This window comes from Actinomadura sp. 6N118 (genome assembly GCF_044326415.1).
GTDB lineage: Bacteria > Actinomycetota > Actinomycetes > Streptosporangiales > Streptosporangiaceae > Spirillospora.
On record NZ_JBIRAZ010000014.1, the window covers coordinates 73,431 to 100,064 of the forward strand.

At 67.6% G+C, this 26,634-nt stretch carries 28 protein-coding genes and 2 pseudogenes; 17 read left to right on the forward strand and 13 right to left on the reverse strand.

The genetic code is table 11. The annotated features are described in order from the left end of the window. Window positions 1–40 precede the first annotated feature (40 nt). A pseudogene (locus ACH34W_RS32660) lies at window positions 41–508 on the forward strand (transporter substrate-binding protein); the annotation flags it as partial. A 167-nt stretch (window positions 509–675) separates the two neighbouring features. On the opposite strand, the gene ACH34W_RS32665 reads toward ACH34W_RS32660, so the two are convergent. From ACH34W_RS32665 to ACH34W_RS32675, 3 genes are all read right to left on the reverse strand, one after another. Then, window positions 676–1,140 carry a PPOX class F420-dependent oxidoreductase gene (locus ACH34W_RS32665; protein ID WP_395964996.1) on the reverse strand — a complete coding sequence of 155 codons (465 nt, stop codon included), beginning with the start codon at window positions 1,138–1,140 and terminating at the stop codon, window positions 676–678. Window positions 1,141–1,249: 109 nt separating this feature from the next. Beyond that, window positions 1,250–1,600: a hypothetical protein gene (locus ACH34W_RS32670; RefSeq protein WP_395964997.1), complete on the reverse strand. Its 351-nt coding sequence runs from the start codon at window positions 1,598–1,600 to the stop codon at window positions 1,250–1,252. Then, a complete protein-coding gene (locus tag ACH34W_RS32675) occupies window positions 1,524–2,510 on the reverse strand; it encodes a PLP-dependent aminotransferase family protein (protein WP_395964998.1) in 987 nt (328 codons plus the stop codon). Before ACH34W_RS32675 ends, ACH34W_RS32670 begins: the two co-directional genes overlap by 77 nt. Here ACH34W_RS32675 and ACH34W_RS32680 point away from each other — a divergent pair. From ACH34W_RS32680 to ACH34W_RS32700, 5 genes are all read left to right on the forward strand, one after another. After that, window positions 2,403–2,975, forward strand: a complete 573-nt coding sequence (locus ACH34W_RS32680) for a LysE family translocator (protein WP_395964999.1) — start codon at window positions 2,403–2,405, stop codon at window positions 2,973–2,975. The genes ACH34W_RS32675 and ACH34W_RS32680 overlap by 108 nt on opposite strands. 252 nt (window positions 2,976–3,227) lie before the next feature. Beyond that, window positions 3,228–4,214, forward strand: a complete 987-nt coding sequence (locus ACH34W_RS32685; protein ID WP_395965000.1) for a methyltransferase — start codon at window positions 3,228–3,230, stop codon at window positions 4,212–4,214. 4 nt (window positions 4,215–4,218) lie between these two features. Beyond that, window positions 4,219–4,404 carry a hypothetical protein gene (locus ACH34W_RS32690; protein WP_395965001.1) on the forward strand — a complete coding sequence of 62 codons (186 nt, stop codon included), beginning with the start codon at window positions 4,219–4,221 and terminating at the stop codon, window positions 4,402–4,404. A 21-nt stretch (window positions 4,405–4,425) separates the two neighbouring features. Continuing rightward, window positions 4,426–6,291, forward strand: a complete 1,866-nt coding sequence (locus ACH34W_RS32695; protein ID WP_395965002.1) for a RiPP maturation radical SAM C-methyltransferase — start codon at window positions 4,426–4,428, stop codon at window positions 6,289–6,291. Further along, complete coding sequence (locus tag ACH34W_RS32700) at window positions 6,278–6,760, forward strand: DUF5825 family protein (protein WP_395965003.1); 483 nt, start codon at window positions 6,278–6,280, stop codon at window positions 6,758–6,760. Before ACH34W_RS32695 ends, ACH34W_RS32700 begins: the two co-directional genes overlap by 14 nt. A gap of 201 nt (window positions 6,761–6,961) precedes the next feature. Here the strand turns inward: ACH34W_RS32700 and ACH34W_RS32705 are convergent, their stop codons facing one another. Together ACH34W_RS32705 and ACH34W_RS32710 are read right to left on the reverse strand one after the other, a co-directional pair. Then, window positions 6,962–7,942, reverse strand: coding sequence for an NAD(P)-dependent alcohol dehydrogenase (locus tag ACH34W_RS32705; RefSeq protein WP_395965004.1), 981 nt, complete (start codon window positions 7,940–7,942; stop codon window positions 6,962–6,964). A gap of 181 nt (window positions 7,943–8,123) precedes the next feature. Then, window positions 8,124–8,840 carry a TetR/AcrR family transcriptional regulator C-terminal domain-containing protein gene (locus ACH34W_RS32710; protein WP_395965005.1) on the reverse strand — a complete coding sequence of 239 codons (717 nt, stop codon included), beginning with the start codon at window positions 8,838–8,840 and terminating at the stop codon, window positions 8,124–8,126. Between the two features lie 191 nt (window positions 8,841–9,031). Between ACH34W_RS32710 and ACH34W_RS32715 the strand changes: the two genes are divergently transcribed. Further along, the gene (locus tag ACH34W_RS32715; protein ID WP_395965006.1) at window positions 9,032–9,250 is read left to right on the forward strand and encodes a hypothetical protein; all 219 of its coding nucleotides are present in this window, start codon (window positions 9,032–9,034) and stop codon (window positions 9,248–9,250) included. Here the strand turns inward: ACH34W_RS32715 and ACH34W_RS32720 are convergent. The 3 genes from ACH34W_RS32720 to ACH34W_RS32730 all read right to left on the reverse strand — a co-directional run bounded on the left by ACH34W_RS32720 (window position 9,211) and on the right by ACH34W_RS32730 (window position 12,273). Beyond that, complete coding sequence (locus ACH34W_RS32720; protein WP_395965007.1) at window positions 9,211–9,438, reverse strand: TetR/AcrR family transcriptional regulator C-terminal domain-containing protein; 228 nt, start codon at window positions 9,436–9,438, stop codon at window positions 9,211–9,213. The genes ACH34W_RS32715 and ACH34W_RS32720 overlap by 40 nt on opposite strands. 115 nt (window positions 9,439–9,553) lie before the next feature. Continuing rightward, window positions 9,554–9,805 carry a DUF1876 domain-containing protein gene (locus ACH34W_RS32725; RefSeq protein WP_395965008.1) on the reverse strand — a complete coding sequence of 84 codons (252 nt, stop codon included), beginning with the start codon at window positions 9,803–9,805 and terminating at the stop codon, window positions 9,554–9,556. A 110-nt stretch (window positions 9,806–9,915) separates the two neighbouring features. Beyond that, window positions 9,916–12,273 carry a phosphoketolase gene (locus ACH34W_RS32730; RefSeq protein WP_395965009.1) on the reverse strand — a complete coding sequence of 786 codons (2,358 nt, stop codon included), beginning with the start codon at window positions 12,271–12,273 and terminating at the stop codon, window positions 9,916–9,918. A 164-nt stretch (window positions 12,274–12,437) separates the two neighbouring features. Between ACH34W_RS32730 and ACH34W_RS32735 the strand changes: the two genes are divergently transcribed. The 5 genes from ACH34W_RS32735 to ACH34W_RS32755 all read left to right on the forward strand — a co-directional run bounded on the left by ACH34W_RS32735 (window position 12,438) and on the right by ACH34W_RS32755 (window position 16,367). Continuing rightward, window positions 12,438–12,776: an ArsR/SmtB family transcription factor gene (locus tag ACH34W_RS32735; protein WP_395965010.1), complete on the forward strand. Its 339-nt coding sequence runs from the start codon at window positions 12,438–12,440 to the stop codon at window positions 12,774–12,776. Between the two features lie 18 nt (window positions 12,777–12,794). Continuing rightward, window positions 12,795–14,030, forward strand: coding sequence for an arsenite methyltransferase (gene arsM, locus ACH34W_RS32740; RefSeq protein WP_395965011.1), 1,236 nt, complete (start codon window positions 12,795–12,797; stop codon window positions 14,028–14,030). A 149-nt stretch (window positions 14,031–14,179) separates the two neighbouring features. After that, the gene (locus ACH34W_RS32745; protein ID WP_395965181.1) at window positions 14,180–15,022 is read left to right on the forward strand and encodes a PhzF family phenazine biosynthesis protein; all 843 of its coding nucleotides are present in this window, start codon (window positions 14,180–14,182) and stop codon (window positions 15,020–15,022) included. Between the two features lie 201 nt (window positions 15,023–15,223). Further along, window positions 15,224–15,682: a DUF6153 family protein gene (locus tag ACH34W_RS32750; RefSeq protein ID WP_395965012.1), complete on the forward strand. Its 459-nt coding sequence runs from the start codon at window positions 15,224–15,226 to the stop codon at window positions 15,680–15,682. Between the two features lie 172 nt (window positions 15,683–15,854). Continuing rightward, window positions 15,855–16,367, forward strand: coding sequence for a DUF305 domain-containing protein (locus ACH34W_RS32755; RefSeq protein WP_395964462.1), 513 nt, complete (start codon window positions 15,855–15,857; stop codon window positions 16,365–16,367). Between the two features lie 183 nt (window positions 16,368–16,550). Here the strand turns inward: ACH34W_RS32755 and ACH34W_RS32760 are convergent, their stop codons facing one another. Next, the gene (locus tag ACH34W_RS32760; protein WP_395965013.1) at window positions 16,551–18,545 is read right to left on the reverse strand and encodes a heavy metal translocating P-type ATPase; all 1,995 of its coding nucleotides are present in this window, start codon (window positions 18,543–18,545) and stop codon (window positions 16,551–16,553) included. Window positions 18,546–18,656: 111 nt separating this feature from the next. On the opposite strand from ACH34W_RS32760, the gene ACH34W_RS32765 reads away from it, so the two are divergent. Beyond that, window positions 18,657–19,073 (forward strand): ArsR/SmtB family transcription factor, encoded by a 417-nt coding sequence (locus ACH34W_RS32765; RefSeq protein ID WP_395965014.1) that lies wholly within the window; start codon window positions 18,657–18,659, stop codon window positions 19,071–19,073. Window positions 19,074–19,168: 95 nt separating this feature from the next. Beyond that, window positions 19,169–19,966: an alpha/beta fold hydrolase gene (locus ACH34W_RS32770; protein ID WP_395965015.1), complete on the forward strand. Its 798-nt coding sequence runs from the start codon at window positions 19,169–19,171 to the stop codon at window positions 19,964–19,966. Between the two features lie 29 nt (window positions 19,967–19,995). Here the strand turns inward: ACH34W_RS32770 and ACH34W_RS32775 are convergent, their stop codons facing one another. Continuing rightward, window positions 19,996–21,378 (reverse strand): hypothetical protein, encoded by a 1,383-nt coding sequence (locus tag ACH34W_RS32775; RefSeq protein WP_395965016.1) that lies wholly within the window; start codon window positions 21,376–21,378, stop codon window positions 19,996–19,998. Next, the gene (locus ACH34W_RS32780) at window positions 21,375–22,157 is read right to left on the reverse strand and encodes an alpha/beta fold hydrolase (RefSeq protein WP_395965017.1); all 783 of its coding nucleotides are present in this window, start codon (window positions 22,155–22,157) and stop codon (window positions 21,375–21,377) included. Before ACH34W_RS32780 ends, ACH34W_RS32775 begins: the two co-directional genes overlap by 4 nt. An 86-nt stretch (window positions 22,158–22,243) precedes the next feature. Here ACH34W_RS32780 and ACH34W_RS32785 point away from each other — a divergent pair, with 86 nt between their 5' ends. Together ACH34W_RS32785 and ACH34W_RS32790 are read left to right on the forward strand one after the other, a co-directional pair. After that, window positions 22,244–22,693, forward strand: a complete 450-nt coding sequence (locus ACH34W_RS32785; protein ID WP_395965018.1) for a YbhB/YbcL family Raf kinase inhibitor-like protein — start codon at window positions 22,244–22,246, stop codon at window positions 22,691–22,693. Between the two features lie 3 nt (window positions 22,694–22,696). Continuing rightward, entirely contained in the window at window positions 22,697–22,951 is a 255-nt protein-coding gene (locus tag ACH34W_RS32790; RefSeq protein WP_395965019.1) for a DUF6343 family protein, read from the forward strand. 186 nt (window positions 22,952–23,137) lie between these two features. Here ACH34W_RS32790 and ACH34W_RS32795 read toward each other — a convergent pair. Then, a pseudogene (locus ACH34W_RS32795) lies at window positions 23,138–23,425 on the reverse strand (LLM class flavin-dependent oxidoreductase); the annotation flags it as partial. Window positions 23,426–23,568: 143 nt separating this feature from the next. Then, entirely contained in the window at window positions 23,569–24,603 is a 1,035-nt protein-coding gene (locus ACH34W_RS32800) for a hypothetical protein (protein WP_395965020.1), read from the reverse strand. Window positions 24,604–25,127: 524 nt separating this feature from the next. Between ACH34W_RS32800 and ACH34W_RS32805 the strand changes: the two genes are divergently transcribed. Then, window positions 25,128–26,549, forward strand: a complete 1,422-nt coding sequence (locus tag ACH34W_RS32805; RefSeq protein WP_395965021.1) for an NAD(P)/FAD-dependent oxidoreductase — start codon at window positions 25,128–25,130, stop codon at window positions 26,547–26,549. Window positions 26,550–26,634: the final 85 nt, after the last annotated feature.

The window sequence follows — 26,634 nt, forward strand, 5'->3', positions numbered from 1 at the left end:
CCCCCTCGACGTCCACGACACGGGCCCGGCCGTCAAGAAGATCGCCGCCGTCAAGCCCGACGTCATCATCAACTCGCTCTCGCACGGGATCGTCGGCTTCTTCCAGAAGCTCCGCGCCGCCGGCGTCGACCCTCGCCGTGTCCCGACCTTCTCCCTCGCCGTCGGCGAGGACCTTCTCCGCAGTCTCCGGCCCGACGAGGTGGCCGGCAGCTACGCGGCCTTGCCGTACTTCGAGAGTCAGGACACGCCCGCCAACAAGGCGTTCACCCAACGCTTCAAGGCCCGCTACGGCACCCATAGGCATACCGACGACCACATTCACAACGCCTACATCGCTGTCCGCCTCTGGGCCCAGGCCGTCGAGGACGCCGAAACCGACGCCCCCCGAGCGACCCTCAGAACGATCAGCCACCAGACCCTGGACGCACCGGGCGGCCGGGTCTGGGTCGACGAAGAGAACCGCCACCTCTGGCGAAGGGTGCGCATAGGCCGTATCCGCCCGGACCGGCAGTTCGACATCATCTGGACCTCAGAGGTGGACATCCGCCCCCAGCCCTATCCCGTCGACCGGACCAGAAGAGAGTGGCTTGATGTCCTGCAGACCCTCTACAGGACCTGGCAGAACGCCCTCCGAACCGATCCCGCCCGTCGTAACCCCAGGAGAGATCGGCAGGGTCAGGACTGGGCGAGCTGCGGCGGGAATCCACCGGTGGCGATCGGGCCCCACCGCTCGATATGGATGCGGATCAGCGACTTGTTCTGGCGGGCCATCGCCTCGCGATACTCATCCCAGTTCGGATGCTCACCGGAGATGCAGCGGAAGTACTCCACGAGTCCCTCCAGCGCCTCCGGCATGTCCAGCACCTCGGCCTGGCCGTCGACCTGCACATACGGCCCATCCCAGTCATCAGACAGCACGCAGATCGACACCGCCGGATCTCGGCGCGCATTGCGCGTCTTGACGCGCTCCGGATAGGTGGACACCACGATCCGACCATCTCCGTCCACGCCGCAGGTGACCGGTGACATCTGCGGACGACCGTCCACCCTGCTGGTGACCAGCAGGCCCCGATGGCGTACCTGAAGGAACTCCAGCAACGCAGACCGATCGACGCGATCGGCAGCCGCGACACGTGGCATGCGGAACCTCCCATCTGCCCGTTCTTCCCTGACCAGGCCTACAGATCATAAAGCGCGAAGACCCCCCGCCCCCGAGGCGCCTCCCCAAAGGGCGCAGCGGAGATCCAGCTCAGACCAGTTCTGCCCAGGCGGCGGCGAGCCGGGCGGCCACCTCGGTCAGTACGTCGGCGGGGAAGGTGTACGGCAGCCGCAGGTAGTTGTCGTGGGTGCCGGTCGGGTCCATGACGGCACCGGGTACGACCTCGACGCCGTGCCGCAACGCCACCTGGGCAAAGCTGCGTGCGTCGCATCCGGGTAGTTCGATCCAGAGCGCCGCTCCGCCGGCAGGCTTCTGGAAACGCCATGCGGGCAGTCGCGGCAGCAGGCGGGCGGCGAGCGCCTGGTCAAGGACCGGGCTGCCGAGGTCGGCCAGCGCCTTGTGGCGGGCAAGCCGCTGGATGCTGTCGGCTGGGGCGCGCACCCATCCGGTACGCAGCCCGCCCCAGACCGACTTGGCGAGCGAGTCCGCGGACAGGATCTCGGCGCCCCTCCGACATGAGAGTGCCGGTCGGGTTGTGCACCGTCGGCATGACGTACAGCAGGTCAGGCCGGTGTTCCGCGAACGCCTGCGCCAGCCCGTCCACGCGGATGCCGTCCTGGTCGAGAGGCACCGCGACCAGCCGGGCCCCCGCCGCACGGAACACATCGAAACAGCCGGGCCAGCCCGGGGACTCCACGACGACTACCGAGCGCCTCCGCAGGTACATCTGTGCTGCCAATGCCAGCACCTGTGACACCCCGGTGGTCACCAGCACCTCGTCGGGCAGGGTGCGCAGCCCGGCGGCGGTGAGATGCGCAGCCACGGCGGCGCGCAGCGCGGGCAGGCCGTTCGGGTAGTAGCCGACGTCCTCCATCAGTCCGGGCAGGTCCTCGGTCAGCAGTGCCGCCAGCTCCGTACCGAGCTCGGGCACCGCGCCCTCCATCGCGTGGCGCAGCGAGATCACCCCGTCCGGGCCGTCGATCAGGCGCTGGAAGATCGATGTCGCCTGGCCGCCGGGGACGCGGCCGTCGGCGCCCGGGCGGGACGAACCGGGTTGCCTGACCACCCGGGTGCCGCTGCCGCGCCGGCTGTCGACGATCCCGAGCCCGCGCAGCTCGTCGTACGCGGTCACCACGGTCGCCCGGCTCACCACCAGGGCCGTGGCGAGGCTGCGCTCCGAGGGCAGCCGTTCGCCGGGGTCGAGGGATCCGTCCAGGACGGCGAAGCGTCCATCGCGCTCATCGTGATCCCCGGCCCGAACGGGATCTACATCATGACCCGCAGCGCCACCCAGGGATACCGGGCCGGGCTGGTCTCCGCGCTCGGCGTCGAGACCGGCACACTGGTGCACATCGCGTTCGCAGTGCTCGGTGTCTCCACTCTCGTCGCGGCCTCCCCCGTCGCGTTCAACATCTTGAAACTCGCCGGCGCCGGATACCTTCTCTATCTGGCCGTGCGCACCGTGCTGCGGCCTTCCGAGCTGGACTTCAGTGGCAAGGCGAGCCCGCTCCCGCTGAGCCGCGTGTTCCGCGACGGCGTGGTGGTCAACGTGCTCAACCCGAAGGTCGCGTTGTTCTTCCTGGCCTTCCTGCCGCAGTTCGTCACCGCCGGCGCCGGAACGGCGGGCGCACGGGCGCAGATGATGGTGCTCGGCGCGGTGTTCTTCGGCCTGGCCTTCGCCCTGGACGCGGGCTACGCCGTCGCCGGTGGCGCAGCCCGCCGCTGGCTGTCCCGCCGTTCCGCCTCAGCGCGCCGCTACAGCTACGCCATCGGCGGCATCTACCTGACCCTGGCCACCTACGCCGTCGCCGCCTGAGCAAGAGCGGCCACGCGAAGCAGGCGGTGCGGCGCGACCGGCGCTTTGATGAGAAAAGCTGACAACTATCGCTGGTTTCCTGCCAACTCTGTTGCCCGCCTTGACCATCCGGCGGGGCCGGACGGAATGTGGCAAACATGATGTGTCGCCCGCGAGGCATCCACAGCGGATGGCTGCTCTCGCACGCCGACCTGATCAAGGGAGGCCGCGGTCGCCGAAACTGAAGCGCAGGCCCCGGTCGCGCTACTGAGGATGATCTTCGGCTATCGGTTCGCGCAGGTGATCTACGTAGCGGCGGAGCTGGGGCTGGCCGACCTTCTCGCGGACCGCACCAGGACCGTCGAGGATCTCGCTGACGCGACAGGTTCCCACGCGCCGTCGCTGCACCGGCTCCTGCACGCGCTGGCGAGCCTGGAAGTAGTCACCGAGACGGAGCCCGGCCGGTACGGGCTGGCCGAGCTCGGACGGTATCTCCAGAGCGAGTCGCCTGGCTCGGTACGGGCGCTGACGACCGTCGCGTGCCAGGACGCGTCCTGGAGGGCCTGGGGTCAGCTCCTGCACAGCGTGCGCACTGGCGAACCGGGATTCGATCACGTCACCGGAATGAGCAATTTCGACTACGCCGCCCGCAACGCCGATTTCGCGGCTGGCTATCACGAGGCGATGGCCCGCGACACAGCGGACATGGCTCCCACCATTGCGGCAGACGTGGACTTCTCCCGGTTCCACACTGTCGTCGACGTCGGCGGCGGCAGTGGTGCGCTGATGTCGGCGATCCTCGCGGCGACTCCGGGGCTGCGCGGCGTCCTGTTCGACAAGCCGGACGCGCTGCGAGCGGCACAGCACACCCTCGAGTCGGCGGGGGTTGCCGACCGCTGCGAAATCGTGGCTGGAGACTTCCTCGACAAGGTTTCCGGCGGCGGGCAAGCGTATCTGCTGAAGTACATCGTTCTTGACTGGGACGACGAGAGCGTCATCGCGATCCTGCGGAACTGCCATGAGGCGATGCCCGCGGACGGCACGCTGATCCTGATCGAACTGATGCTCCCGCCACGGCCGGACATCTCGATCGCGATGGGGGACATCGACCTCATGGTGACGACCGGTGGCCGGGAACGCACACAGCAGGAGTTCCGGGGGCTTCTGGAAGCGGCCGGTTTCCTACTGACGTCGGTGACGGCGCTGTCCGGCGAGGAACACATGAAGGTACTTGAAGCCGTTCCCCACGGAAAGGGATGACCTCGTGGCAGCTGAGCAGATCAAGAAAACCCTCATCAAACCCGCGAAGAAGAGCCGATCCACGCGGATCACGATGGGCGAGCAGCGAAAGGAGACCCAGGCCGTTCCGCAGCAGGAGTCCCAGACCGTCCCGCAGCAGGAGTCCCAGACCGTCCCGCAGCAGGACGGGCGGACCACGGCGGAGAAGTAGCCGGCAAGGAGTGGAGCAATAGTGCGACTCGTGCTGGCGGCGATGCCGTGGCAGGCGGTTCACCGGCCCTCGCTTCCCGTAGGGCTGCTGCACAGCTTGGTCAGCCGCGACTGCCCCGGCGTCGAGGTAACGGAATACCACGGTGGGATTCGATGGGCTGAACACCTTTTCGCCGCCGACGGAACGGTGCCCTCGGAGTACACCGAGATCGCCGACACCGGGGTCTTCCACGGCTTGGGCGACCTCATCTTCTCCGGCAGCCTGTACGAGGACCCCGACTGGGAGATCAGCACACTGCGATCGATCGCGGGCTCGTACGGCTTCGACGCCGAGAGCGTCATGCGAATGCGTGCGCACGCGTCCGGCTTCATCGACGCAGCGGCCGACGAAATACTTGCGTCCAGGCCTGCCATCGTCGGCTTCTCCACCACGTTCATGCAGAACGTTCCGAGTCTCGCACTCGCCAGGCGGCTGAAAGAACGACGCCCGGACCTGCTGATCGTCTTCGGCGGCGCCAACTGCGACGGTCCCATGGGCCATGCCCTGCACCGCAACCACCGGTTCGTCGACCTCGTCGTACGCGGGGAAGGCGAGCAGGTGTTCCCTGCGCTGCTCACCCGCCTCGGCCTGCCCGAGGCGCAGCGGAACCTCGCCGACGTGCCCGGCCTGTGCTGGTGGAACGGCGATCGCTCGACGGCCAACCCCCAGCCCACGCACAGCGTGCCGCCCTCGGTCATCCCCATCCCCGACTATGACGGCTGGCAGGAGGTGTTCGAACGTTCCCCGCTCAGGGAGTACCTGTCGCCGGAACTCGTCCTCGAAAGCTCCCGCGGCTGCTGGTGGGGCGAGAAACACCACTGCACCTTCTGCGGCCTCAACGGCTCCACGATGGCGTTCCGCAGCAAGCCCGCCGATCAGTTCTGGACGGAGTTGAGCACGCTGGTCGAGCGGCACCAGATCCTGGACGTGGTCACCGTCGACAACATCCTGGACATGGAGTACTTCAAGACCCTGCTGCCACAGATGACCGAGGCCGACTGGGATCTGCGTGTCTTCTACGAGATCAAGTCCAATCTGAGGGCCGAGCAGATCGCGGCGCTCGGCGCGGCGGGCGTCGTGCTGCTCCAGCCCGGCATCGAGAGCCTGAGCGGCCGGGTGCTGAAGCTCATGGACAAGGGTGTGGACGGAGCCACCAACGTCCGCCTGCTGCGTGACTGTGAAGACAACGACATCACATGTGACTGGAACTACCTCTACGGGTTTCCCGGGGAAAGTGCCGCGGACTACTGGCAGGTGATCGACCAGATACCCGCGCTGCTCCACCTCCAGCCGCCCTCGTATTCCCAGCGGATCGTCCTGGAACGGTTCAGTCCGTACTTCGACCGTCCTGACCTCGGCTTCGAGCGTCGCGAACCTGCCGCCTTCTACCGGAAGATCTACGATCTCCCCGACGACGAGCTGGCCGACCTGGTCTACTTCTTCGACTGCGACGACGCCGGGATCACGGGCGAGGTGGTGGTGGCGTTGACCGCGGCCCTGGATCGCTGGCGGCGCGACTATCCGCACTCCTCTCTGCTCGCCGAGGACAGGGCCACCGAAATCCTCATCACCGAGGGAAGAGTGAGCTGGCCGCCTGCCCGGCACCGGCTGACCGGGTGGCAGGCGGACGCCTACCGGGCGCTCAACCGCCGCCGGACGATCAATGCCCTGTGCGCTCATCTAGCCGAGCGAGGCCATGACATCGATCGCCAAGCCGTCGTGGACTGGCTTCAGAAGGCCCTGAACGACGGCCTGGTCTTCGTCGACGGCACGGCTTGGGTGGCGCTGGCAACGGCCCAGGTGCCACTGAAGGTCGGTGGAACGGGGTGCCCGCGTGAGCGAGAATGACCCGATCAGGTTGGGCGAACAACCTGACCAGACGCTGCAGTTCATCCACCGGCTGCGTGAGGGCGTCGGCGTAGGAGCCGTTCACACCTGGCGCGGCGAGATCGTCCCACCCATCCGCGCGGACCTCCTGTGCCACCTGCCCCCGCCCGCAGGGAACGGCAACGGAGCAGAAGAATGGAGATCCCGGTTCCGGGTGGGCCTGTGCTACTACCGGCAGGGCCCGGGATTCGTTCAGATCAAGGACGTCCGCGACCACGACACCGCCGCGACCTTCGTCATCGACACCCCCGCCCTGCTCACCGGCTTCCTGCGCTGCCTCGAACCGACCCCCTTGGCGGACCTGACCCTCGACCAGCAGGAAGCGGCCGAGGCCCTCGTCAACGAACGCCTGCTGCTCCGCCTGGGCGACCACGTCCTCACGCTGCCCTACCGAATGAAACGATGGCCGGTCCCGGCACCCCTCGTGTGACGAGTCCCTGGCTCGCCGATGGCATCGAGGTGGCAATGGTGCCTCAGGGCGTGCGAACAAGGCTCGACCTTGAAGGCGGCATTGTTGTCGCGTTCTCCCACAGCCCGCAGAGTGGTGGTGCCGGGAACATGTGACACCGCCCAGAAGGTGGCGGCCGAGCCATCGGCCAGAAATTGCCATGAGCTGCGCGCGGACAGGCGATCAGAGGGTGATGGCGACCTTGCCTCGGGCGTGGCCGCGTTCGATGTAGCGCAGCGCTTCGGGGATCGCGGTGAACGGGTAGGTCCGGTCGATGACGGGTGCGATCTGTTCCTTCTCCATGAGTTCGGCCAGGAACTGCAGGTCCGTGGAGTTGGGCTTCCAGCTGACGGTGACGATGCGCTGGCTGACGAAGGGCGAGGCCAGGGCCCCGCGGAACACCTGCGCCGCCGGGCCGAGCAACCCGCCGCGGGCCGAGGCGATGCCGCCCACGATCACGAGCGCCCCACGAGAGGTCAGGGGACGCCGCAGCCGGGCCAGTGACCGGTCACCCACGATGTCCATGAGCAGGTCGTATCGCCCCTCCCGTTCGGTGAAATCCTCGCGGGTGTAGTCCACGACGTCGTCCGCACCCAGGGAACGGACCAGTTCGACGTTGCGGGTGCTGCACACACCGGTGACCTCGGCGCCGAACGTCTTGGCGAGCTGGACGGCGAACGTGCCGATCCCGCCGGAGGCCCCGTTGATCAGGACCCGTTGCCCGGTGGAGATCCTCCCCGCGTCCCGCAGCCCTTGCAGCGCGGTGTGCGCGGCCATCGACACCGACGCGGCCCGTTCGAAGGTGAGGCGGGCGGGCTTGACGGCCAGCCTGTCCTGCGGGACGGCGACGGCCTCGGCGAACGAGCCCAGCCGGACCTCCCCGAAGACCTCGTCGCCGGGATGCAGTCCGGTCACCTCGTCACCCACCCGCTCGACGACGCCGGCGAGGTCGGCGCCCGGGACCAAGCCCTGTTTCGGCCGCCGCAGGCCGATGCTGAGCCGTACAAGCTTCGGGTCCGCTCCCACGTGACGCCAGTCGTAGGGATTGACGGACGTCGCCCGCACCCGGACGAGCACCTCGTCCCGGGCGATGTGGGGTTCGTCGACGTCCTTGAGAGTCAGCACGTCGGGCGGGCCGTAACGGTCCCAGCTCCAGGCCTTCATGGCGCCTTCCTTTCGGTGGGGGCTCACATCCGGGAGGGCCGTTCCGGGGCACCCTCGTACGACGTAAGGTTGTCGTACGTCGTAAGGTAATCGTACGGCGTAAGGGAGTCAAGGACGCAGCGAGAGAGACCCCACCGATTACTTAGAGTGACGCCCTGTCAAACCCGCTCAGCCGCAGGCGTCACGAATCAGCGGCGCGCCGCCGTTCCAGCCCTTCGAGGATCAGGTCAAGCGCGAATTCGAACTCGAACTGGTCGTCGCAGAAGCCCAGGGTGCCGTCCGGATCGTCGTGGACGGCGGCTGCCAGCATCCCGACGATGTTGGGGAATCGGTCGGCCATCTGCTCCATCATCGCGGCGGCCGCGGCGTCCGCGGTCTGGGCGCCGTCGGGCTGGAACAACTCCTGAGTGAACCCGAGCGCGCGGCTGCCCAGGACGTGCAACGCACGGTGGGCCAGATCGAAGGAGAACCCGCCCGCCCGGAGTATGGCGACAACATGGTCGAGGTAAGCGATGACGACCGGACTGACAGTGGTGCGCGTCTCGAATACCTGCGGCGCCCAGCGGTGACGCAGCAAGACCTCCCGGGCAGCGAGGATCCGCGCGCGCAGCGCCGCCTGCCAGTCCTCTTCCGGGGACGGAGCCTCGACCTCGTCCACCGCCGCCATGATCTCCCCGAGGATCACCTCGACGACGCCGTCGAAGACGGCCTCCTTGTTGGCGACGTGGTGGTACAGCGACATCGCCTCGGCCCCGACCTCCTGCGCGAGCCGGCGCATGGTGAGCGAATCGAGGCCGTCGCGGTCCGCGAGCTCCACGGCGGCGCGCAACACCCGCCTCCGGCTCAGCGGAACACGGGGCTGCTCGGTCAGCTCGTCAGCGTCGGTCCGTGGGGTCATGGATCTTCCTCCCGGCGCACTCTACCCGTACACGGTAAGTCTCCCTGTCCCAAGCCGGACGAGCGGCGGATCGCGACAGGACGCGACCGCGGCCAGATTGTGCCGGGCGAAAGATAAATGTAGAACACAGCTCTATTTGCAAAGTTCAGGGAAATGTGGGCAAGAGGCTTTCAAGGCCCTAGCGGAATTGCGTGTGGTGCTACTGGCGCTGGGTGTTCTTCGTCAACATTCCGATCGGCGTGGCCATCCTGGCCGGCACCCGCCTGCTCGTCGAGGCCGAACGCCACCCCGGACGCCTGGACGTCCCCGGCGCGGTCACCGGCACCGGCGGCCTGGCCGTCCTGTCGACCATCTCCACGACCGCCGCGAATCAAACCTTCGAACGAGTCGTGGATGGGCCTCCGTCATAAGCGACTCCGGCCTTGGCCGCCAGACCGGCGATCAGCAGTTCCAGGCCATAGTCGAACTCGGCGTCATGGTCGCTGACCGCCAGGTAGGGCGCGGCGGAGGCAAGCAGGGGATCCTGTGTGGCCGCGATCTCGTCGGCACGCTGCTGTACCGGCGTGACGACGCCGATCTGGCCATCGTCAACGCTCATGACCCGGTCTTGTACGAGAGGGCGCGTGCCTCCGCGTAAATGAGGCCGGTGTCCTCCTTCCGGTCATACGCCTGGCGTCGCCAGCCGCCACGCCCGCGGTCCTTAGTCTGCCTGCCTAGGCAGGGCCTGACAGGTGGGCGATATCGCTGCTGGCCACCGCATGCAGGCGGTGCCCCAGGTCCTCTAGGGCGCGGCTGACCGCCAGTTCATCCCCGATCTCAGGCACGGGGCGGTCGACCGGGTTACGGCGGGCCGTCCCCTTGCCTGTCACCCGCATGCTTCCGCCAGTGAACAGCACGGCACGCGCCTGCGTGGTGGTGTCGTCCTCGCTGATGTTGATCTCGACGGTCCAGTGCTTGTCTTCCATGGTCGTACCCCCTTCCATGGGTGGTTCTCATTTTACGGAGGCGCCCGCGCTAAAGCACAGGTCAGGACGGGTGATCACTCGTTCACGGACCGACGGCACGACCCCTTTACCTAGTAAGGCCAGGTCCAGTCGCGGATTTCGGGGGCGTCTTCGCCGTGTTCGCGGGTGTAGGCGCGAAGCGCGTGGCGTTGGTCGGTCATGCGCTGGCGGAGGTGGGCGATCCGCCCGCCCAGATGTGGAACGCGGTCGATGACGTCGGTGACCAGGTGGAAGCGGTCGAGGTCGTTGAGCATGACCATGTCGAAGGGTGTGGTGGTGGTGCCTTCTTCTTTGTAGCCGCGGACGTGGAGGTTGTGGTGGCCGTTGCGGCGGTAGGTGAGGCGGTGGATGAGGTAGGGGTAGCCGTGGAAGGCGAAGATGACCGGCTTGTCGGTGGTGAACAGCGCGTCGTATTCGGGGTCGGTCAGTCCGTTGGGGTGTTCGGTCTCGGGTTGGAGTTTCATCAGGTCGACCACGTTGACGACGCGAACGCGCAGGTCTGGTAGGTGCTGGCGGAGCAGGTCGACGGCGGCGAGGGTCTCCAGGGTGGGGATGTCACCGGCGCAGGCCAGCACGACGTCGGGGTCGGCGCCGCCGTCGGTGCTGGCCCACTCCCAGATCCCGATGCCGCGCGTGCAGTGCAGGACGGCGGCGTCCATGGGCAGCCAGTTGAGCGCAGGCTGCTTGCCGGCGACGACGACGTTGATGTGGTCACGCGAGCGCAGGCAGTGGTCGCCGACCGACAGCAGGGTGTTGGCGTCCGGCGGCAGGTAGACCCGGACGATCTCGGCCTTCTTGTTCATGACGACGTCCAGGAAGCCTGGATCCTGGTGGGTGAAGCCGTTGTGGTCTTGGCGCCACACATGTGACGACAGCAGGTAGTTGAGCGAGGCGATGGGGCGCCGCCAGGGCAGATGCCGGGTGACCTTGAGCCATTTGGCGTGCTGGTTAAACATCGAGTCGACGATGTGGATGAACGCCTCGTAGCTGTTAAACAGCCCGTGCCGCCCGGTCAGCAGGTAGCCCTCCAGCCAGCCCTGGCACAGATGCTCCGACAACACCTCCATGACGCGTCCGCGCGGGGCCAAGTGCTCGTCGGTGTCATAGCGTTCGCCGGTGAAGACACGGTCGGTGACCTCGAAGACCTCACCGAGCCGGTTGGAGGCCGTCTCGTCCGGGCCCATGATCCGGAAGTTGTCGGGATTGGCGGTGATGACCTCGCGCAGGAACGCGCCCAGCCGCCTGGTCGGTTCGGTGAACGTCGTGCCGGGCTTGTCGACCTGCACCGCGTAATCACGGAAATCTGGCAGGACGAGAGGCCGAAGCAGGAGACCGCCGTTGGCGTGCGGGTTGGCGCTCATCCGCCGCTCCCCCGCCGGGGCCAGCGCGCGCAACTCGGCCAGCGGCCGGCCTTCGTCGTCGAAGAGCCGCTCGGGCCGGTAGGACCGCAGCCAGTTCTCCAGCTGCGCAAGGTGCTCGGGATTGTCACGTACACCCGACAGGGGCACCTGGTGCGAACGCCACGTGCCTTCCACCGCGACGCCGTCGACCTGTTTCGGCCCGGTCCAGCCCTTGGGGGTACGCAGGATGATCATCGGCCAGCGGCGGCGCTCGTGCACCTTGCCGGTGCGGGCGCCTTGCTGGATCGCGGCGATCTCATCGAACGCGCGGTCCAGCGCGGTGGCCATGCCCTGGTGCATTTTCGCAGGGTCGTCGCCGGTGACCAGGTAGGAGTTGTAGCCGTATCCGTCAAAAAGCTGCACCAGCTCCTCCTCACCGATCCGCGCCAGCACCGCCGGATTGGCGATCTTGTACCCGTTCAGATGCAGAATGGGCAGCACCGCACCGTCGTTCACCGGATCCAGGAACTTGTTGGCGTGCCAGGCGGCCGCCAGCGGACCGGTCTCGGCCTCCCCGTCCCCGACAATGCACGCCACGGTCAAGTCCGGGTTGTCGAACGCGGCACCGTAAGCGTGCGCGAGTGAATAACCCAGCTCGCCGCCCTCATGGATCGACCCCGGCGTCTCCGGTGCCACATGGCTGGGCACACCCCCAGGGAACGAGAACTGCCGGAACAATCGCCCCATCCCGGCCTCGTCCTGCGACACCTGCGGATAGACCTCGCTGTAGGTGCCCTCCAGCCACGCATTCGCCACCGCCGCAGGACCACCATGCCCCGGTCCCATTATGTAGATCATGTCCAGATCGCGTGCCTGGATGACCCGGTTGAGGTGGGCGTAGCAGAAGTTCAGGCCGGGCGTCGTCCCCCAATGGCCCAGCAACCGCGGCTTGATGTGCTCAGGACGCAACGGCTCTCGCAACATCGGATTGGCCAGCAAATAGATCTGCGCCGCCGACAGGTAATTGGCGGCCTTCCAGTAGGCATCGATCAACCGGAGCTCGGTTGAGCCCAACGTGGCTCGGGTCATGGCTCTCGTCCTCGAATGGTCGGCGTTCGGCGGGTGCGAAGTCACCTGCCCAGGACGACGTCGCGCAATCACTCCGCACCGCGCCCCGGCCACTACGCGTAAGCCGCCGAGCCCGAGCCTCGCCCCTTCCCATCCCTCTATTAATCGTCTATCGTCGATTAACGATGGATAAGATCGAACCACTTGACCGGCCCACTGCCGAGGAGTACGCCTCCTGGTTCAAGGCCCTGGCCGACGCCACCCGCATCCAGATCGTGTCGCTGCTGGCCCGCACCGCACGCCCGATGAGCGTCGGCGAGATCGTCGACGCGGTCCACGTCGGCCAGTCGACGGTCTCCGCTCACCTCAAGGTGTTGTCCGAGGTGCGCTTCGTCCTGGTCGAACGACGCGGCACCTCTGCCTATTACGAGGTCAACAAGGCCTGTGTGAGCTGCTTCCCCACCGCCGCCGACGTCGTCATGGGCCAGCCCGCCCCTGAGCCGCCCACCTGCCGTCCCGGCTGATCGCCAACCGAGGTCACCATGAACGACGAACACGACATCCGCGAGCAGGTACGCGACCGCTACGCCTCGGCCGCCCTGAACGTTCTCAACGGCTCCCAAGACGCCTGCTGCGGCACCGCGACCTTCGGCCCGGGTCTCTACACCTCCGACCAGCACGACGAACTTCCCGACGAGGCGGTCGCCGCAAGCCTCGGCTGCGGCAATCCCCTCGCCGTCGCCGACCTGCACGAAGGCGAAGCGGTCCTTGACCTCGGCTCGGGCGGAGGCATCGACGTACTCCTGTCCGCCCGCCGCGTCGGCCCATCCGGCAAGGCCTACGGCCTGGACATGACCGACGAGATGCTAGAGCTCGCCCGCGCCAACGCCGCCAAAGCACAGGTCACCAATGTCGAGTTCCTCAAGGGCACCATCGAGGTCATCCCGCTCCCTGATGACAGCGTCGACGTCGTCATCTCCAACTGCGTCATCAACCTCTCCCCCGACAAGCCCGCCGTCTTCACTCAGACCTATCGGACCCTCAAACCCGGCGGCCGCATCGGCATCACCGACGTCGTCGCCGAAGACCACCTCACCCACCAAGAACGGGCCGCCCGCGGCAGCCACACAGAATGCATCGCCGGCGCCCTCACCACCACCGAATACCGCACCCACCTCATTGCGGCCGGCTTCATCGACATCCAGATCACCCGCACCCACCAGGTCGCCGACCAGATGCATTCGGCCATCATCCGCGCCACCAAACCGGCCGCCCCCGACGGCGTCACCATCCGCCCGATGCGCGCCACCGACGAGGACCAGGTCCTGGCCATCTACCAAGCCGGCCTCGACACCGGCGACGCCGGCTTCGAGACCACCGCGCCCACCTGGCAAGACTTCACCGACACCAGACTCCCCGCCCACCGCTACGTCGCCGCCGACACGGCCACTGGCCACGTCCTCGGCTGGATCGCCGCCACCAAGGTCTCCGGCCGCTGCGTCTACAACGGCGTCGTCGAACACTCCGTCTACGTCCATCCCGGCACCCAAACCCACGGCATCGGCACCGCCCTGCTCAACGCCTTCATCGCCTCGACCGAAGCAGCCGGCATCTGGACCATCCAATCCGGCGTCTTCCCCGAAAACACCGCCAGCCTCCGCCTCCACGAACACGCTGGCTTCCGCACCGTCGGCACCCGCCACCGCCTAGCCCAACACCACGGCCGCTGGCGCGACGTCATCCTCCTAGAACGCCGCAGCCCGACCACCGGCACCTGACCACGCCTCGACACCGCCCACCCACATCAGTCCACTTATCGCGAGTGGCCCTGTTGTGCCGGGCGTGCATCCGTTGGGATGGACTTACCTCCGCCGACGAGTGGGGGGTCTGAAAACGGCTTCCGCTGCGTCGAAAGGCCTTGATGACTATGCCGCGCTCGCGCCCGTTTGCGCAGGTCGACGTGTTCTCAACAACTCCGTACCTCGGCAATCCGGTTGCCGTCGTCCTTGATGGGACGGATCTGGCCGACGAGGAGATGCAGCGCCTGGCGCGGTGGACGAATCTGTCCGAGACCACGTTCGTTCTGCCTCCCACCACTCCGGAGGCGGACTACCGGCTGCGCATCTTCACCCCTGGAGGCGAACTGCCGTTCGCCGGGCACCCCACCCTCGGGTCCGCGCGTGCGTGGTTGGACAACGGCGGCACACCGCAAGACGGCGACCGTATCGTGCAGGAGTGCGCCGCCGGCCTGATCAGCGTGCGGCTCGGCGATGGCGTCCTGTCCTTCGCCGCCCCGCCGCTCGTCCGCGAGGGCGCGCTGGACGAGGAGTTCGTCGACCAGATCGTCGCCGCGTTCGGCATCAAGCGCGACCGTGTCCTCGCCCACCAGTGGGTCGACAACGGACCCGGCTGGGCCGTGGTCCGGTTGCCCACGGCCGAGGAGGTCCTCGCCCTCGAACCCGATCTGTCCCTCATCCCGACCGCGATGGTCGGCGCGATCGGGGCCTACCCCGACGGGTCCGAGCACGCCTTCGAGATGCGCACCTTCGCCCCCGGCGCCGGCGTGGCCGAGGACCCCGTGTGCGGCAGCATGAACGCCTCGGTCGGGCAATGGCTCACCGCCACCGGCGGCGCGGCCTCCACCTATCGGGTCTCCCAGGGCAAGCGCATGGGCCGGGCAGGGACCATCGAGATCACCGCCGATCCGGACGGCACCCTCTGGGTCGGCGGCGCCGCCACCAGCTACATCCGCGGCACCATCACCCTCTAAGCCATGTACTAAGGAACACAGTAAATAGTGGGTCCATGAGGCAGGGGGTGGTCGTGCGCATTCCAGGACCCTGCCTACTAAGCTGTATAGTTAACGGATCTTAGTCACGCGCTGACGACTGGAGGAGCGAGAGGGTCCATGCAGGGGGCACCCGCGAGAGAGCGCACGGCTAGGGCTGACACGGCGTCCAGTTCACCAGGGATGCCTACCCCTCTCCAGTTCCCGGCGCGGCGGCTCGGCGGCTCATGGATGCTGCTCCTCGCACTTACCGTGATCTGTGGCGTGATGGCCATGCACGGTCTGCAAGCCTCCAGCAGCCCCGTGGATGCCTCCGGCATGCCGGGCATCAGCGCCGAACATGGGCTCGTCGGCCACGCGGACTCCGGTCACGCTGACGCCAGCTATGGCGGGTCCGGCCACGCTGACGCCGGCCACGGCGGGTCGCACAGCAACGGCTCGCATGATCCTGAGCATCACTCAGGCGGCGAGATCTGCTTGGCCCTGCTGACGCTGGTTTCCTTCGTCGTGCTCCTCCTTGCCGCGTGGCGGACATGGAGGCCTGCGTTCCTCATTCCCCGGAGCACCGTGCGGCCCCGTCCCCGGGACGCGGGCCGCTCGCCCCCTCCGCTGGCATTCCGATCGGCCGTGTTGCGGCTGTGACGGCGACCGCGCGGCGCCTTGTGGCGACCGCGTCCCCCGTCATCTCTCACAACACGGAAGGTCCATCATGAAACGCACGATCCCGCTCATCATCACGCCCGTCCTGGCCTTCACCCTCGCCGCGTGCGGCGGAGACGACAAGGAATCCGGCAGTTCACAGCCGAGCCACTCGATGTCCACCAGCGCCACGCCGGCCACAGGTCAGCAGCCGGGCCAGCACAACGACCAGGACGTCATGTTCGCCCAGATGATGATCCCGCATCACCAGCAGGCACTGGAGATGGCCAAACCGGCCAAGACCAAGGCCTCCATGCCACAGGTGAAAAAACTGGCCGCCGACATCGAGAAGGCCCAGGACCCAGAAATCAAGCAAATGACCGCCTGGCTCACCAGCTGGGGCGCCTCGATGCCATCACCGGGGGCCAGCATGGACCACAGCGGTCACGGCGGCGCGGAAGGAATGATGTCCGCCCAGGACATGACCAAGCTCAACAAGCTGTCCGGCATGGCCTACGACAAGGCCTTCCTCGACATGATGATCAAACACCACCAAGGCGCCGTCACCATGGCCAAAAAGGAACAAACCTCGGGACAGTTCCCCGCCGCCAAGACCATGGCCGGCGCCATCATCACCTCGCAAACCGCCGAGATCACCACCATGCGCAACCTGCTCAAGAACATGTGATCACCAGCGGCCCGAGCACTGCTACCGGGTCACGGCCGCCTCCTCCGCGCGCCGCGTGATCGAGTGGGCGGAAACAGGCCCGGCGTCGCAATCGACGCCGGGCCTGTCTTTTCTCTGAGCGGCTGCCGGATCCGGGGTCCGCCACTGCCGGATCCGGCGTCCGCCACTGCCCGGCTACCCCATCTAGGGATGTTGTGCGGTGTGGCGGCTCCATGAGGTCTGGCGCAGGAGGCGTAGTCCGTTAAGGGCGACGACCATGGTGGAGCCTTCGTGACCGGCGACGCCGAGGGGAAGCGGAAGGTCGCCGAACAGGTCCCAGGCGACCAGGACGGTGATGAACGTCGCGGCTATGGCGAGGTTCTGCATGACCAGGCGGCGGGCGGTGCGGGCCAGTCCGATGGCGGCGGGAATCGCGGCGAGTTCGTCGCGGACCGCGATGGCGTCGGCGGTGTCCAAGGCGAGGTCGGAGCCGGCCCGGCCCATGGCGATGCTGGTGTGCGCGGCGGCGAGGGCGGGAGCGTCGTTGACGCCGTCGCCGACGACCAGCACCCGGCGGCCCTGTTCGGTCAGGTCACGGACGGCGGCGACCTTCTCGGCGGGCAGCAGGGCGGCGTGGACGTCGGTGATGCCGACGTCGGCAGCCACGCGGCGGGCGGCTGCGGAGTTGTCCCCGGTCAGCAGGGCAGGTGCCCGGCCGGTCAGGGCGGTGAGGGCCGCGACGGCGGCGCCGGCGTCCGGGCGCAGGGCGTCGGCGATTCCCAGCAGCGCGACCAGATTCCCATCAGCCAGAACGGCCACCGCAGTGAGACCGCCGGCCTCCAGTTCGCCGGCGATGTCGCGGGCCGCCTTCGTCCGCAGGTCGGTGGTCGTCAGCAACCGGGCGGGCGCACCGACCTCGACTCGGCATCCGTTCACGGTGGCCGCGACCCCGGCGCCAGGGGTGGAGGAGAAATCCGTTGCCGTGGCGACGGGCTGATCCCGATCTCGGGCGGCGTCAACGATCGCGCGGGCCAGCGGATGTTCGCTGGGGTGCTCGGCCGCTGCCGCCAGCGCGACCACGGCATCCTCGGTAAGCCCGTTCTCGAACGGAGGTGAGCTGGGCAGCAGACGGATTTCGGCGACGCGGAGAGTGCCTTGGGTGAGGGTGCCGGTCTTGTCGAGAGCGACCGTGTCGACCTGGGCGAGACGTTCCATCACGACGGCCGACTTGACCAGGACGCCGTTGCGGCCGGCGGTGGCGATCGCGGACAGCAGCGGCGGCATCGTGGCGAGCACCACCGCGCACGGCGACGCGACGATCATGAATGTCATGGCGCGCAGCAAGGCCCCTTCCAGGTCGGCGCCGAACGCCAGGGGCACGAAGAACAGCAGCAGGGTCGCGGCGACCATGCCGACCGAGTACCGCTGCTCGATCTTCTCGATGAACAGTTGCGTCGGGGCCTTGGTCGCCGACGCCTCCTCGACCATGCGGACGATCCGGGCGATCACCGACTCGGCCGGGTCCCGTTCCGCCCGCACGGTCAGCGCGCCGGTGCCGTTGACCGTCCCGGCGAACACCTCCTCCCCGGTCTGCTTGGCGACCGGCAGCGGCTCACCGGTGATCGTGGCCTGGTCGACCTCGCTCATCCCGGCGACGACACGGCCGTCGGCGGGAACCCGTTCGCCCGGCCGGACGAGCACCAGGTCCCCGACCGTCAGGGACTCGACGGGGACGTTCTCCTCATCATCGCCGCCCGGCCGAAGCCTGGTCGCGGTGGCGGGAGCCAGATCGAGCAGGCCGCGCACCGAGTCGGCGGTCCGTGCGGTCGCCACCGCCTCCAGCGCCCCCGAGGTGGCGAAGATCACGATGAGCAGGCCCCCGTCCATGACCTGGCCGATCGCCGCAGCGCCCAACGCCGCCACGACCATCAGCAGGTCCACCTCCAGCGTCCGCTCCCGGAGCGCTTTGAGGCCTGCCCAGCCCGGTTCCCACCCACCGGCGGCATACGCCGCGGCGTACAAGCTGCCCCACAGCCAGGAGGGCCCACCCAGTGTCTGCACCGGCAACGCAACGAGGAACAGCACCAGAGTGATCAGCGCCCATCGGACCTCAGGCACCTCCAGCATCCGGGTACGCCGCCAGCGGCGCCCGGAAACCTTGCCGGGCGGGGCGGGAGCGGCAAGCGTGGTGGGAGGCATGGACGACCACGATCTCCTTCTCTCGGTGGACAACCTGACAACATCCACCATAGAGGAACACATGAACAGCAATTCAAGTGTTCATGTCCAGGGGTCCGTAGGATTGGCGCCATGGGCCATGGAGCAGCACCCGCGGAGGACATCCCCCACACACGGCTGACCTCGGTGAACGTTCAGCGGGTCGCCGCCACGCTGCAGGCCCTCGCCACGCCGTCGCGTCTGTTGATCCTCGCCCGCCTGCGCGAAGGCCCCTGTGCCGCGACCGAACTCGCCGACGCCGTCGACATGGAGCAGTCCGCCTGCTCCCACCAGCTACGGCTCCTGCGCAACCTCGGCCTGGTCACCGGCACCCGGCAGGGCCGCAACATCGTTTACGCCCTGCACGACGACCACGTCGCGGCGCTGCTCGACCAGGCTGTCTACCACGTCGAGCACCTCAGTCTCGGCCTTACCGACGGTCCTGCTCGGCAGCAACTCCCCGACCAGGCCACCCCGGCGCCCGCCGTCCGAGGCCACGGCACCGGCTAAATACGGCACCGGCTAGATAAGGGCCAAGTTGGCCTTCTCACGAGGAGGCCGCCTTGGATCCCATACATCAGTGTTCGACTTGTTAGGCTCGTCGAATGCTCGCCTATGAATGCATTGGCCAGGGCTCACCCCTCGTGCTCATCCACGGCGTCGGCCACGACCACAGCGCGTGGCGCCCCGTCCTCACAGCGCTGTCCGACCAGCGGGAACTGATCATGCTTGATCTCCCCGGGCATGGCGCCTCGTCGCCTTTGGCCTCCGGCAAGGCCTACACCGTCGGCTCCTATGCCGATGCCGTACGGGATGCGATCACCGAACTCGGCCTGGAACGTCCCCACGTGGCCGGCAACTCCCTGGGCGGCGCGATCACGTTGGAACTGGCACGCAGCGGTGACGCACGATCGGCCACCGCGCTGGCTCCCATCGGATTCTGGAGCCCGGCAGAAATCAGGTTCTCCATGGCGTCGCTGCGATCGACCCGCGCGCTGAACCGGGCTCTGCGTCCGATCGTCCCGGCCCTGTTGGGAAATCCCTGGGCGCGCGCCGTTCTGCTCGCCCAGTTCTACGGCCACCCGGCACGCCTCAGCTCGGCCGACGCGCGGGCCGCCGCGGACGCCTTCGCGACATCCACGGCGCTGCCCGCCACCCTTCCGCATACCCGCAACTACCAGTTCACAGCCGAACCGCAGATCTCCGCCCCCGTCACGATCGCCTGGGGAACCCGCGACCGGCTGCTACTGCCCCGCCAAGCACGCCGCGCCCAGGCACTCCTCCCTGGGGCGACCCATGTCCGGTTGAACGGATGCGGTCACGTCCCCATGCCCGATGACCCGGATGCCGTCGCGGCCCTACTCCTCCAGGGCAGCGAGACGTCGCCGAAACCACGCGTGTGAGCGACTCATCCGGTCAGCTCGTCAGGTGATCATTGGGTGACCAGCTGGACGTTCGGGTGGCGGTCGAGGAAGGCGAAGGCGGACTCGGGGTCAAGCGGCCCGGGCATCGGGTGGACGGGCCGCACCCGCGCGAGGTCCCGGTGCATCCGCACGAAACATGCGAGGTCCCGGGGGTACGCGCGGGTGTCGACGCCGGTGAACGCGCCCTTTCGCCGTGCCCGCGCGAGCACGTCCCGCCACGCGGGGATCGGTGCCTGGCCGAGCGCGGCGACGCCGTTGGACATCAGGGTCAGCCGGATCTCGTCGAAGGGGTCTGAGCCGTCGAGGTAGCCGAGCAGTTCCTGACGTGCGGGCTCGGTGTTGAACGGCGTCCAGTACGGCACCGAGCCGGTGCGCAGCGTCCACCACGGTTCCAGAAGGAGGAAACAGGACACGAACAACCGGCTGCCGGCGATCGCTCGCTGCCGGTACCAGTCCCGGTAGAGGTCTGCGACGGGAGCGCTGAGGTCCTGCGGTCGCGCGAACCGCAGCCGGAGGGCCCGCAGGCCGGCGTCGGCGGCGGTATCGAGGAGATCGGGAAGCAGATCGGACTCAAAGCCCCATTCGGCTTCGGGGCTGTCGCCGTCGGGCTCTGGCGCGTCCCAGTGCAGGTACGGCGATCGGTTGCGGGCCAGGTATCCGGTGACCTCGTGCCCGCCGTGCCGGAACTGTTCGGCGGTGATGCCCCCCAGGGCGCCGTGCTGGAACACATAGCGTTCAGCGATGCGGGTCGTCGGCCAGCACAGCCCGCCCTCGGAGATCACCAGTGTCCCGCCGGGCGCCAGGCATTGGCGGAGGAAGCGCCGGTAGGCAGGCGGCAGGCGACGCCACTTGACCCGGAAGTAGGACATTCCGGCGATCATGAGCCGGTCCTGGTTGGCGTCGTGCATGTGGTGCAGGACGAGATCGGGATTGGCGGCCAGGAGCGCATGCCCGGCCGGTTGTGAAATCCGCAGTCCCTCGCGGGGCGCGTCAGGATGGCCGCCGTGGCGCCGCACCGGGATGAGCAGGGTCTGCGGAAGCCACGGTGCGCCGAGTGCGGCTGCGAGATGGGTCAGCGCCCCATCAGCGGAACCGACGAACACGATCGGGTAGCGGCGGCTCGGGTAATGGCCGACGACCCATTCCGCGAGGGCGTCGGACCGGACGTCGTCGATACGGTCGGGGTCGACGGCCTCGGACCAGCCCGACACCGCGTACGCCTTCTCGGTGAGCCGGCGGGGCAGCCGGTTCGCTGTGCCGAGCAGTGCCGAGAGGGGGGTTTCCAGCGGCCTCGGCAGTATTCCCATCAGCGGAATGTCCTGACCGGCCAGGAAACGCGACAGTGCGCGCAGCATCCCGGTCGCGGAATCGAAGTCGGCGACCGGGGTCATGCGTTCGGCTCCGATTCGAGAACGAACTCCCGGATGGGCGCTGACCAGGCGTCCGGATAAGGCCAGACGAACGTGTGCGCGCCGGGCACCTCGACGAGCCGGCCGCGCGGAGCCAGCCCGGCCAGCTCCCGTGCCCACCGATCTGTGGAAAGGCGGTCTTCCCGTCCCCGCAGGATCAGGACGGGAACAGGGAGATCGCGGAGCACGTCCTCGATGTGATCGGCGAGATGAGTCCGGACGATGTGCCCCAGCCTGCGCGGTCCGGCGCGAAGCCATTCCGGGCGGTGCGAGTGGCTGAGCTCATCGGGCTCGGCACGCGCGTCCAGCCGCCAGTGCACCAGGAGCCGCACCATGGATCGTCCGACCGGGTCCACGGTGGGGCTGGCCAGCACCAACGCAACGCACTCGGATGGACGTAGCGCGGCTGCGTGTGCCGCGACCTGGGTTCCGCTGCTGTGCCCGGCCATGACCACACGGCCGAGGGCGGCGGCGTCCAGCCACGCCGCCACCGCCTCCCCGTACTGCGGGACGTCCAGCTCATTCGGGGGATCGCCGCTCCCCGCGAGCCCGGGCAGATCGACCAGGTGCGCGCGCGTCCAATCGCCGAGGCGCGCCAGCGCGGGCATGAGGTAGTCCGACACCGCCATCCCCTGAACGAGGACGATCTCCGGTACACCGGGTACCTGCCGGCCCACCGTCCGCGCTCTCATCCGGCCACAGGGAAGATCTCGGTACGTCACCTCGTACCGGTCCGGAGCCTCCGGATGGTTGATGTCCACGGCGGTTCCGTACCCGTAAAAACGGCACTATCCGCAGAAGCCCTACCGACGTGCATCAATGTCCTGTTTGAGGGCACGACCGCGATATGGAAGCCATAACGCTACGCAGTTCCGCCTTCAACGACCACGCCATGATCCCCGCGGAGTACTCCCATCAGGACGGGGACACATCCCCTCCACTCGAATGGTCGGACGTACCCGAAGGTATCGCCGAGCTGGTGCTCATCTGCGAGGATCCGGACGCTCCAAGCGGCACGTTCACCCACTGGTTGCTCGCCGCCATCCCGGCTGATGACGGCGGCCTTGACGCGAAAGAGGAGCCGACCGGAGCCGTCAGGGGCCGCAATGACTACGGAAAGTCAGGGTACGGAGGCCCGCACCCGCCGATCGGGGAGACGCATCGTTACTTCTTCCGGTTGTACGGTCTCTCCGAACCGTCCGGGCTCGCCGATGGTTTCTCCGCCGATGACCTGAGGGCGAAGATCAAGGACAAGGCCGTGGCGAGCGGCACGCTCGTGGGCACGTTCGGCAGGTGAGCGATGAGAGCCACGGATCACCATCGTCAGCCGCCCGGCGACGAACCGGCCACCGCCCGCAGCCCGTTGCGGCTCCGGGCGGTGCTGTCCGTCATCGCACTCGTGTGGGCGGGCGCCGCAGCGGTTCTGTTCGTCTTCCTCGGCCGCCGAGGCGAGGGCGAGAGCGCACTCTTCTGGGGGCTGGCGGTGGTCTGCGTCGTGATCATCGTGGTCGCGGCGATCGACCTGGTAGTGATCGCTCGGCGAGCCCGCATGTGATCCGTACGGCCCGCGTGTGATCCGCACGAGCATCCCCGCGCGTTGAGATGAGCACCTCAGCTCAGCCGGGGAAGCACTTCAGATGTGTAGAAGTCGAAGAATCCTTCCTGATCTGGGCCGATCTGGTTGATGTACACCTCGTCATATCCGGCATCGATGTAGGCCTGGATGGCGCGGATGTGCACTTCCGGGTCGCATCACCGCGCTGGTCGCGGCCGCCTGGGCCACCACCGCCGGGTGGATGCGCACCAGCGGACAGGTCACCGCGGTCGTCACGGGGAGCGAGGTGCTTTGCGACAACGCCCCGATGACCGACCAGACGAAGGGGCTTTGGCCCTGCTCGTCGAGCCACGGGTGGTAGTGGTCAGATATCCACAGCGCTTGGAAGCCTGCCTCTTCCGCCAGCCGGGCCTGGCAGACGAGCTCCGACGGGCCGTGTTCCTCGCACGCCAGGAAATAGCCGAACTTGGTCATCGGCTCTCGCCTCCGAGTGATGAGTTACCTGAACGTTCGAGCCCTACCCTGCGATCGACCACGAAACGTGTCGCGAATCGGCTCCACATCCCGCTCCTGGATGCGGCGGCGGAGCTGCTACTGCGGCTCGGCTTTAGTGAGGGTCATTGCTCGGTGAGGGCTACGGCGCGGGCCAGGGTGCGTTCGGCCGCTTCTGGGGTTCGCCTGCCCAGGCCGCAGGCCGGTGACACGTCGACGGAGCGGCCGAGCATGGTCTCGACCAGACGAAGCACCTGTTGCTGCTCGGGCAGGCTCTGCTCCTCGTGGGCCAGGCCGGCGACGAAGCGGACGTCTCGCGGCATTCGGGCTAGCCGCCTGAGCTCTCGGTAGAAGCGGGGCTCCAGTGTGGGTGGCTCGTCGCCGGCGGCCAGGGGGACGTGCACGTAGTCAAGAACGCGGCCGTCCGGCCACGCCCGAAGCAGTGCGCTGGTCAGGGCGACCAGCGGCGCGGTGGACTTCATGCGCTTCAGCGCCTTGTGGTTGAGGTCGCCGACGCACAGGTGGACGCCGAACCGGGTGCCGGGCGGCGCCGCGGCGGCCAGGCGGGTCATTCCGCGGGCGAGGTAGCGCGCCGCCAGCCTGCGCAGCGGTGCGGGCGCCGTGGTCACCATGATCAGTTCCACCGGGAACTCGAGCTGGAAGAGCACGTCGCCTCCGCTCCATCCGGCGATCTCGTTGATCTCCCGGATGAGCGCTTCCCGGAACGGCCCGCGGCGGGTGAAGGCACCGGCCGGTCCGAACGTGAAGAGGGCGAGATCGAGGTCGCCCGGGATGCCGACCTGGAAGGACAGGCCGTCCAGCCCGTGTTCGGCGCGGATCTTCTTGAACGCGGCGTAGCTCTCCTCGGCGTCCCTGACGTGGCCGAGGTCGAGGGAGTCGGCGGTGAGCCGATGACCCTTCTTCATCTTGAAGACCGGAACATCGTCGTATCCCGACCAGTCGCCGTTCTTGCGCAGGACGACGTCGGGACGGCCTCTGAAGGTCTCGACGATGTGGACGACCCAGTTGCGCCGTTCGCCCACCTCGCCGTCCGCAAGCGTGCGCAGGTGCCGGCCGGCCTTCTGGACGGCGATGATCATCGCCTCGCGCACGTTTTCGGCCGGGTAGCTGCCGACGAGATGGACGGAGCGCTCGTGCATGAGATCACCTCTTGAGCCGTGGGCGGACGCTGAAGGATCGCAAGGGTAAACCCTCGGGCGCACACTTTAAATGGCTAATTTGATACGTGCTGGATGATCTGCGGTTCTTGCCGTGAGCACCTATGCCTCCCTTCCTGTCGACGGCATCGGCCGCCACTCGTGTCCCGATAATTCTTCGAGGCCACAGACTCCTTTTCGGGCCACCAAAAAGGCGAGGCGCCCTCTGGGTGCCGACGCCCGTTCGCCTGCGGAGTCGCACGATCTCGACGATCTTGTCGTTGCATCACCTTGATTACGGTCTGCACTAAACAACTCACTGACCAGGCACATCACAATGCTTGAGTTATCCATATTTATTACCAAAAAGCGTATTGGGTCCGTGTGTGACCACAAGCATTGTGGGCGAGGTGGACGGAGTTATCGAAACAGCCTAGATGATCGTTAAATGTCAAGAGGATCAGGTGTTTCATATTTGATTCAGGAGACCAAAGCGAGGACCGTTCCACATCCACAGGAGGTCAGCGATGAACGACGGCATCCAGATCCTGGTCATCGGGGGAGGGCCCGCCGGTTCCACCGCCGCCGCACTGCTCGCCAAGGCCGGACTGCAGGTGCGCCTGCTGGAAAGAGACCATTTCCCGCGATACCACATCGGCGAGTCCCTTCTCGCCTCATGCCTGCCGACACTGCGGTTGTCGGGCGCTTTCGACAAGGTCCGCGACCACGGTTTCCAGGTCAAACGCGGTGGGGTCTTCCATTGGCAGAAGGACAAGTGGCACCTGGACTGGAGCAAGCTCGTCGACGCCGACGCCTGGTCGTGGCAGGTGGACCGTGCGTCCTATGACGAGATCCTGCTGCGCAACGCCGCTGACCAGGGAGCGGAGGTCATCGAGGGCGCCGCGGTCAAGAGCATCGACTTCGACGGCGACCGTCCGGTCGCCGCGCATTGGGTGAGGCAGCAGGACGGGTCCGCCCACCGCACGGAGTTCGACTTCCTCGTTGACGCGTCCGGCCGCGCAGGCGTGCTGTCACGTCAGCACTTCGACATGCGCAGCCCGCACGATGTGTTCCAGAACGTGGCGACATGGGGGTACTGGGAGGGTGCGAGGCCGCTCCCGGGAGGGCCGGAGGGGGCCATCAACGTGGTCTCGGCCCCCAACGGCTGGTTCTGGCACATCCCGCTGACCGGGGGCCGGTTCAGCGTCGGGTACGTCACGTACAAGCGCTGCTTCGCCGAGGAGCGACCGTCGTTCGCCTCGCTGGAGGCCTACTACCGCGACGCGCTCGGGCGGTCGCAGGACATGCGCTGGGTCCTGGACGGGGCGGCCCTCGAAAGTGAGGTCCGGGCTGAACAGGACTACTCGTACGTGTCCGAGCGGTTCTGCGGACCCGGGCACATCATGATCGGCGACGCGGTCTGCTTCCTCGATCCGCTGCTGTCCACCGGCGTCCACCTCGCCCAGTACGGGGCCCTGGTCGGGTCCGCCGCCGTCGCCACCGCGCTGCGCGGAGAAATGGCGGAGGCTCAGGCGCTGGCGTTCTTCGACTACGTCTACCGGCGTGCGTACTCGCGGTTCCTGGTGCTGGTGTCCCGGATGTACCAGCAGTACATCGGAATGGACGAGTACTTCTCCCACGCGCACGACCTGGTGCACGAGGACAGCCGCGCGGGCGACGCCGCGATCCAGTCGTTCACTCGGATCACGACCGGGCTCACCGACGTGCGAGAAGCGCACGAGACCGGCCAGCGCACCCTGACCGACACCCTCGTCAAGGAGGCCGACGGCGTCCAGGACCACACGGCCAGGTCCAGCGTCAACTACATGGGCGGCCTGGACATGTCACCCGTCTGGAACATCTGGCGCGACCCTCTCGGCCCTGACACCGCCATGGGCGACGTCCATATCGTCGCCCACCCCCGGCTGGGCCTGGCGGGACGCGCCTGAACCGGACCGAGCCTCCGTGACCGGCGCGCGTCACGGAGGCTCGGCCATCGCCGTCGCCGTCGCGTAACCGTCGCCGTCGCCGTTG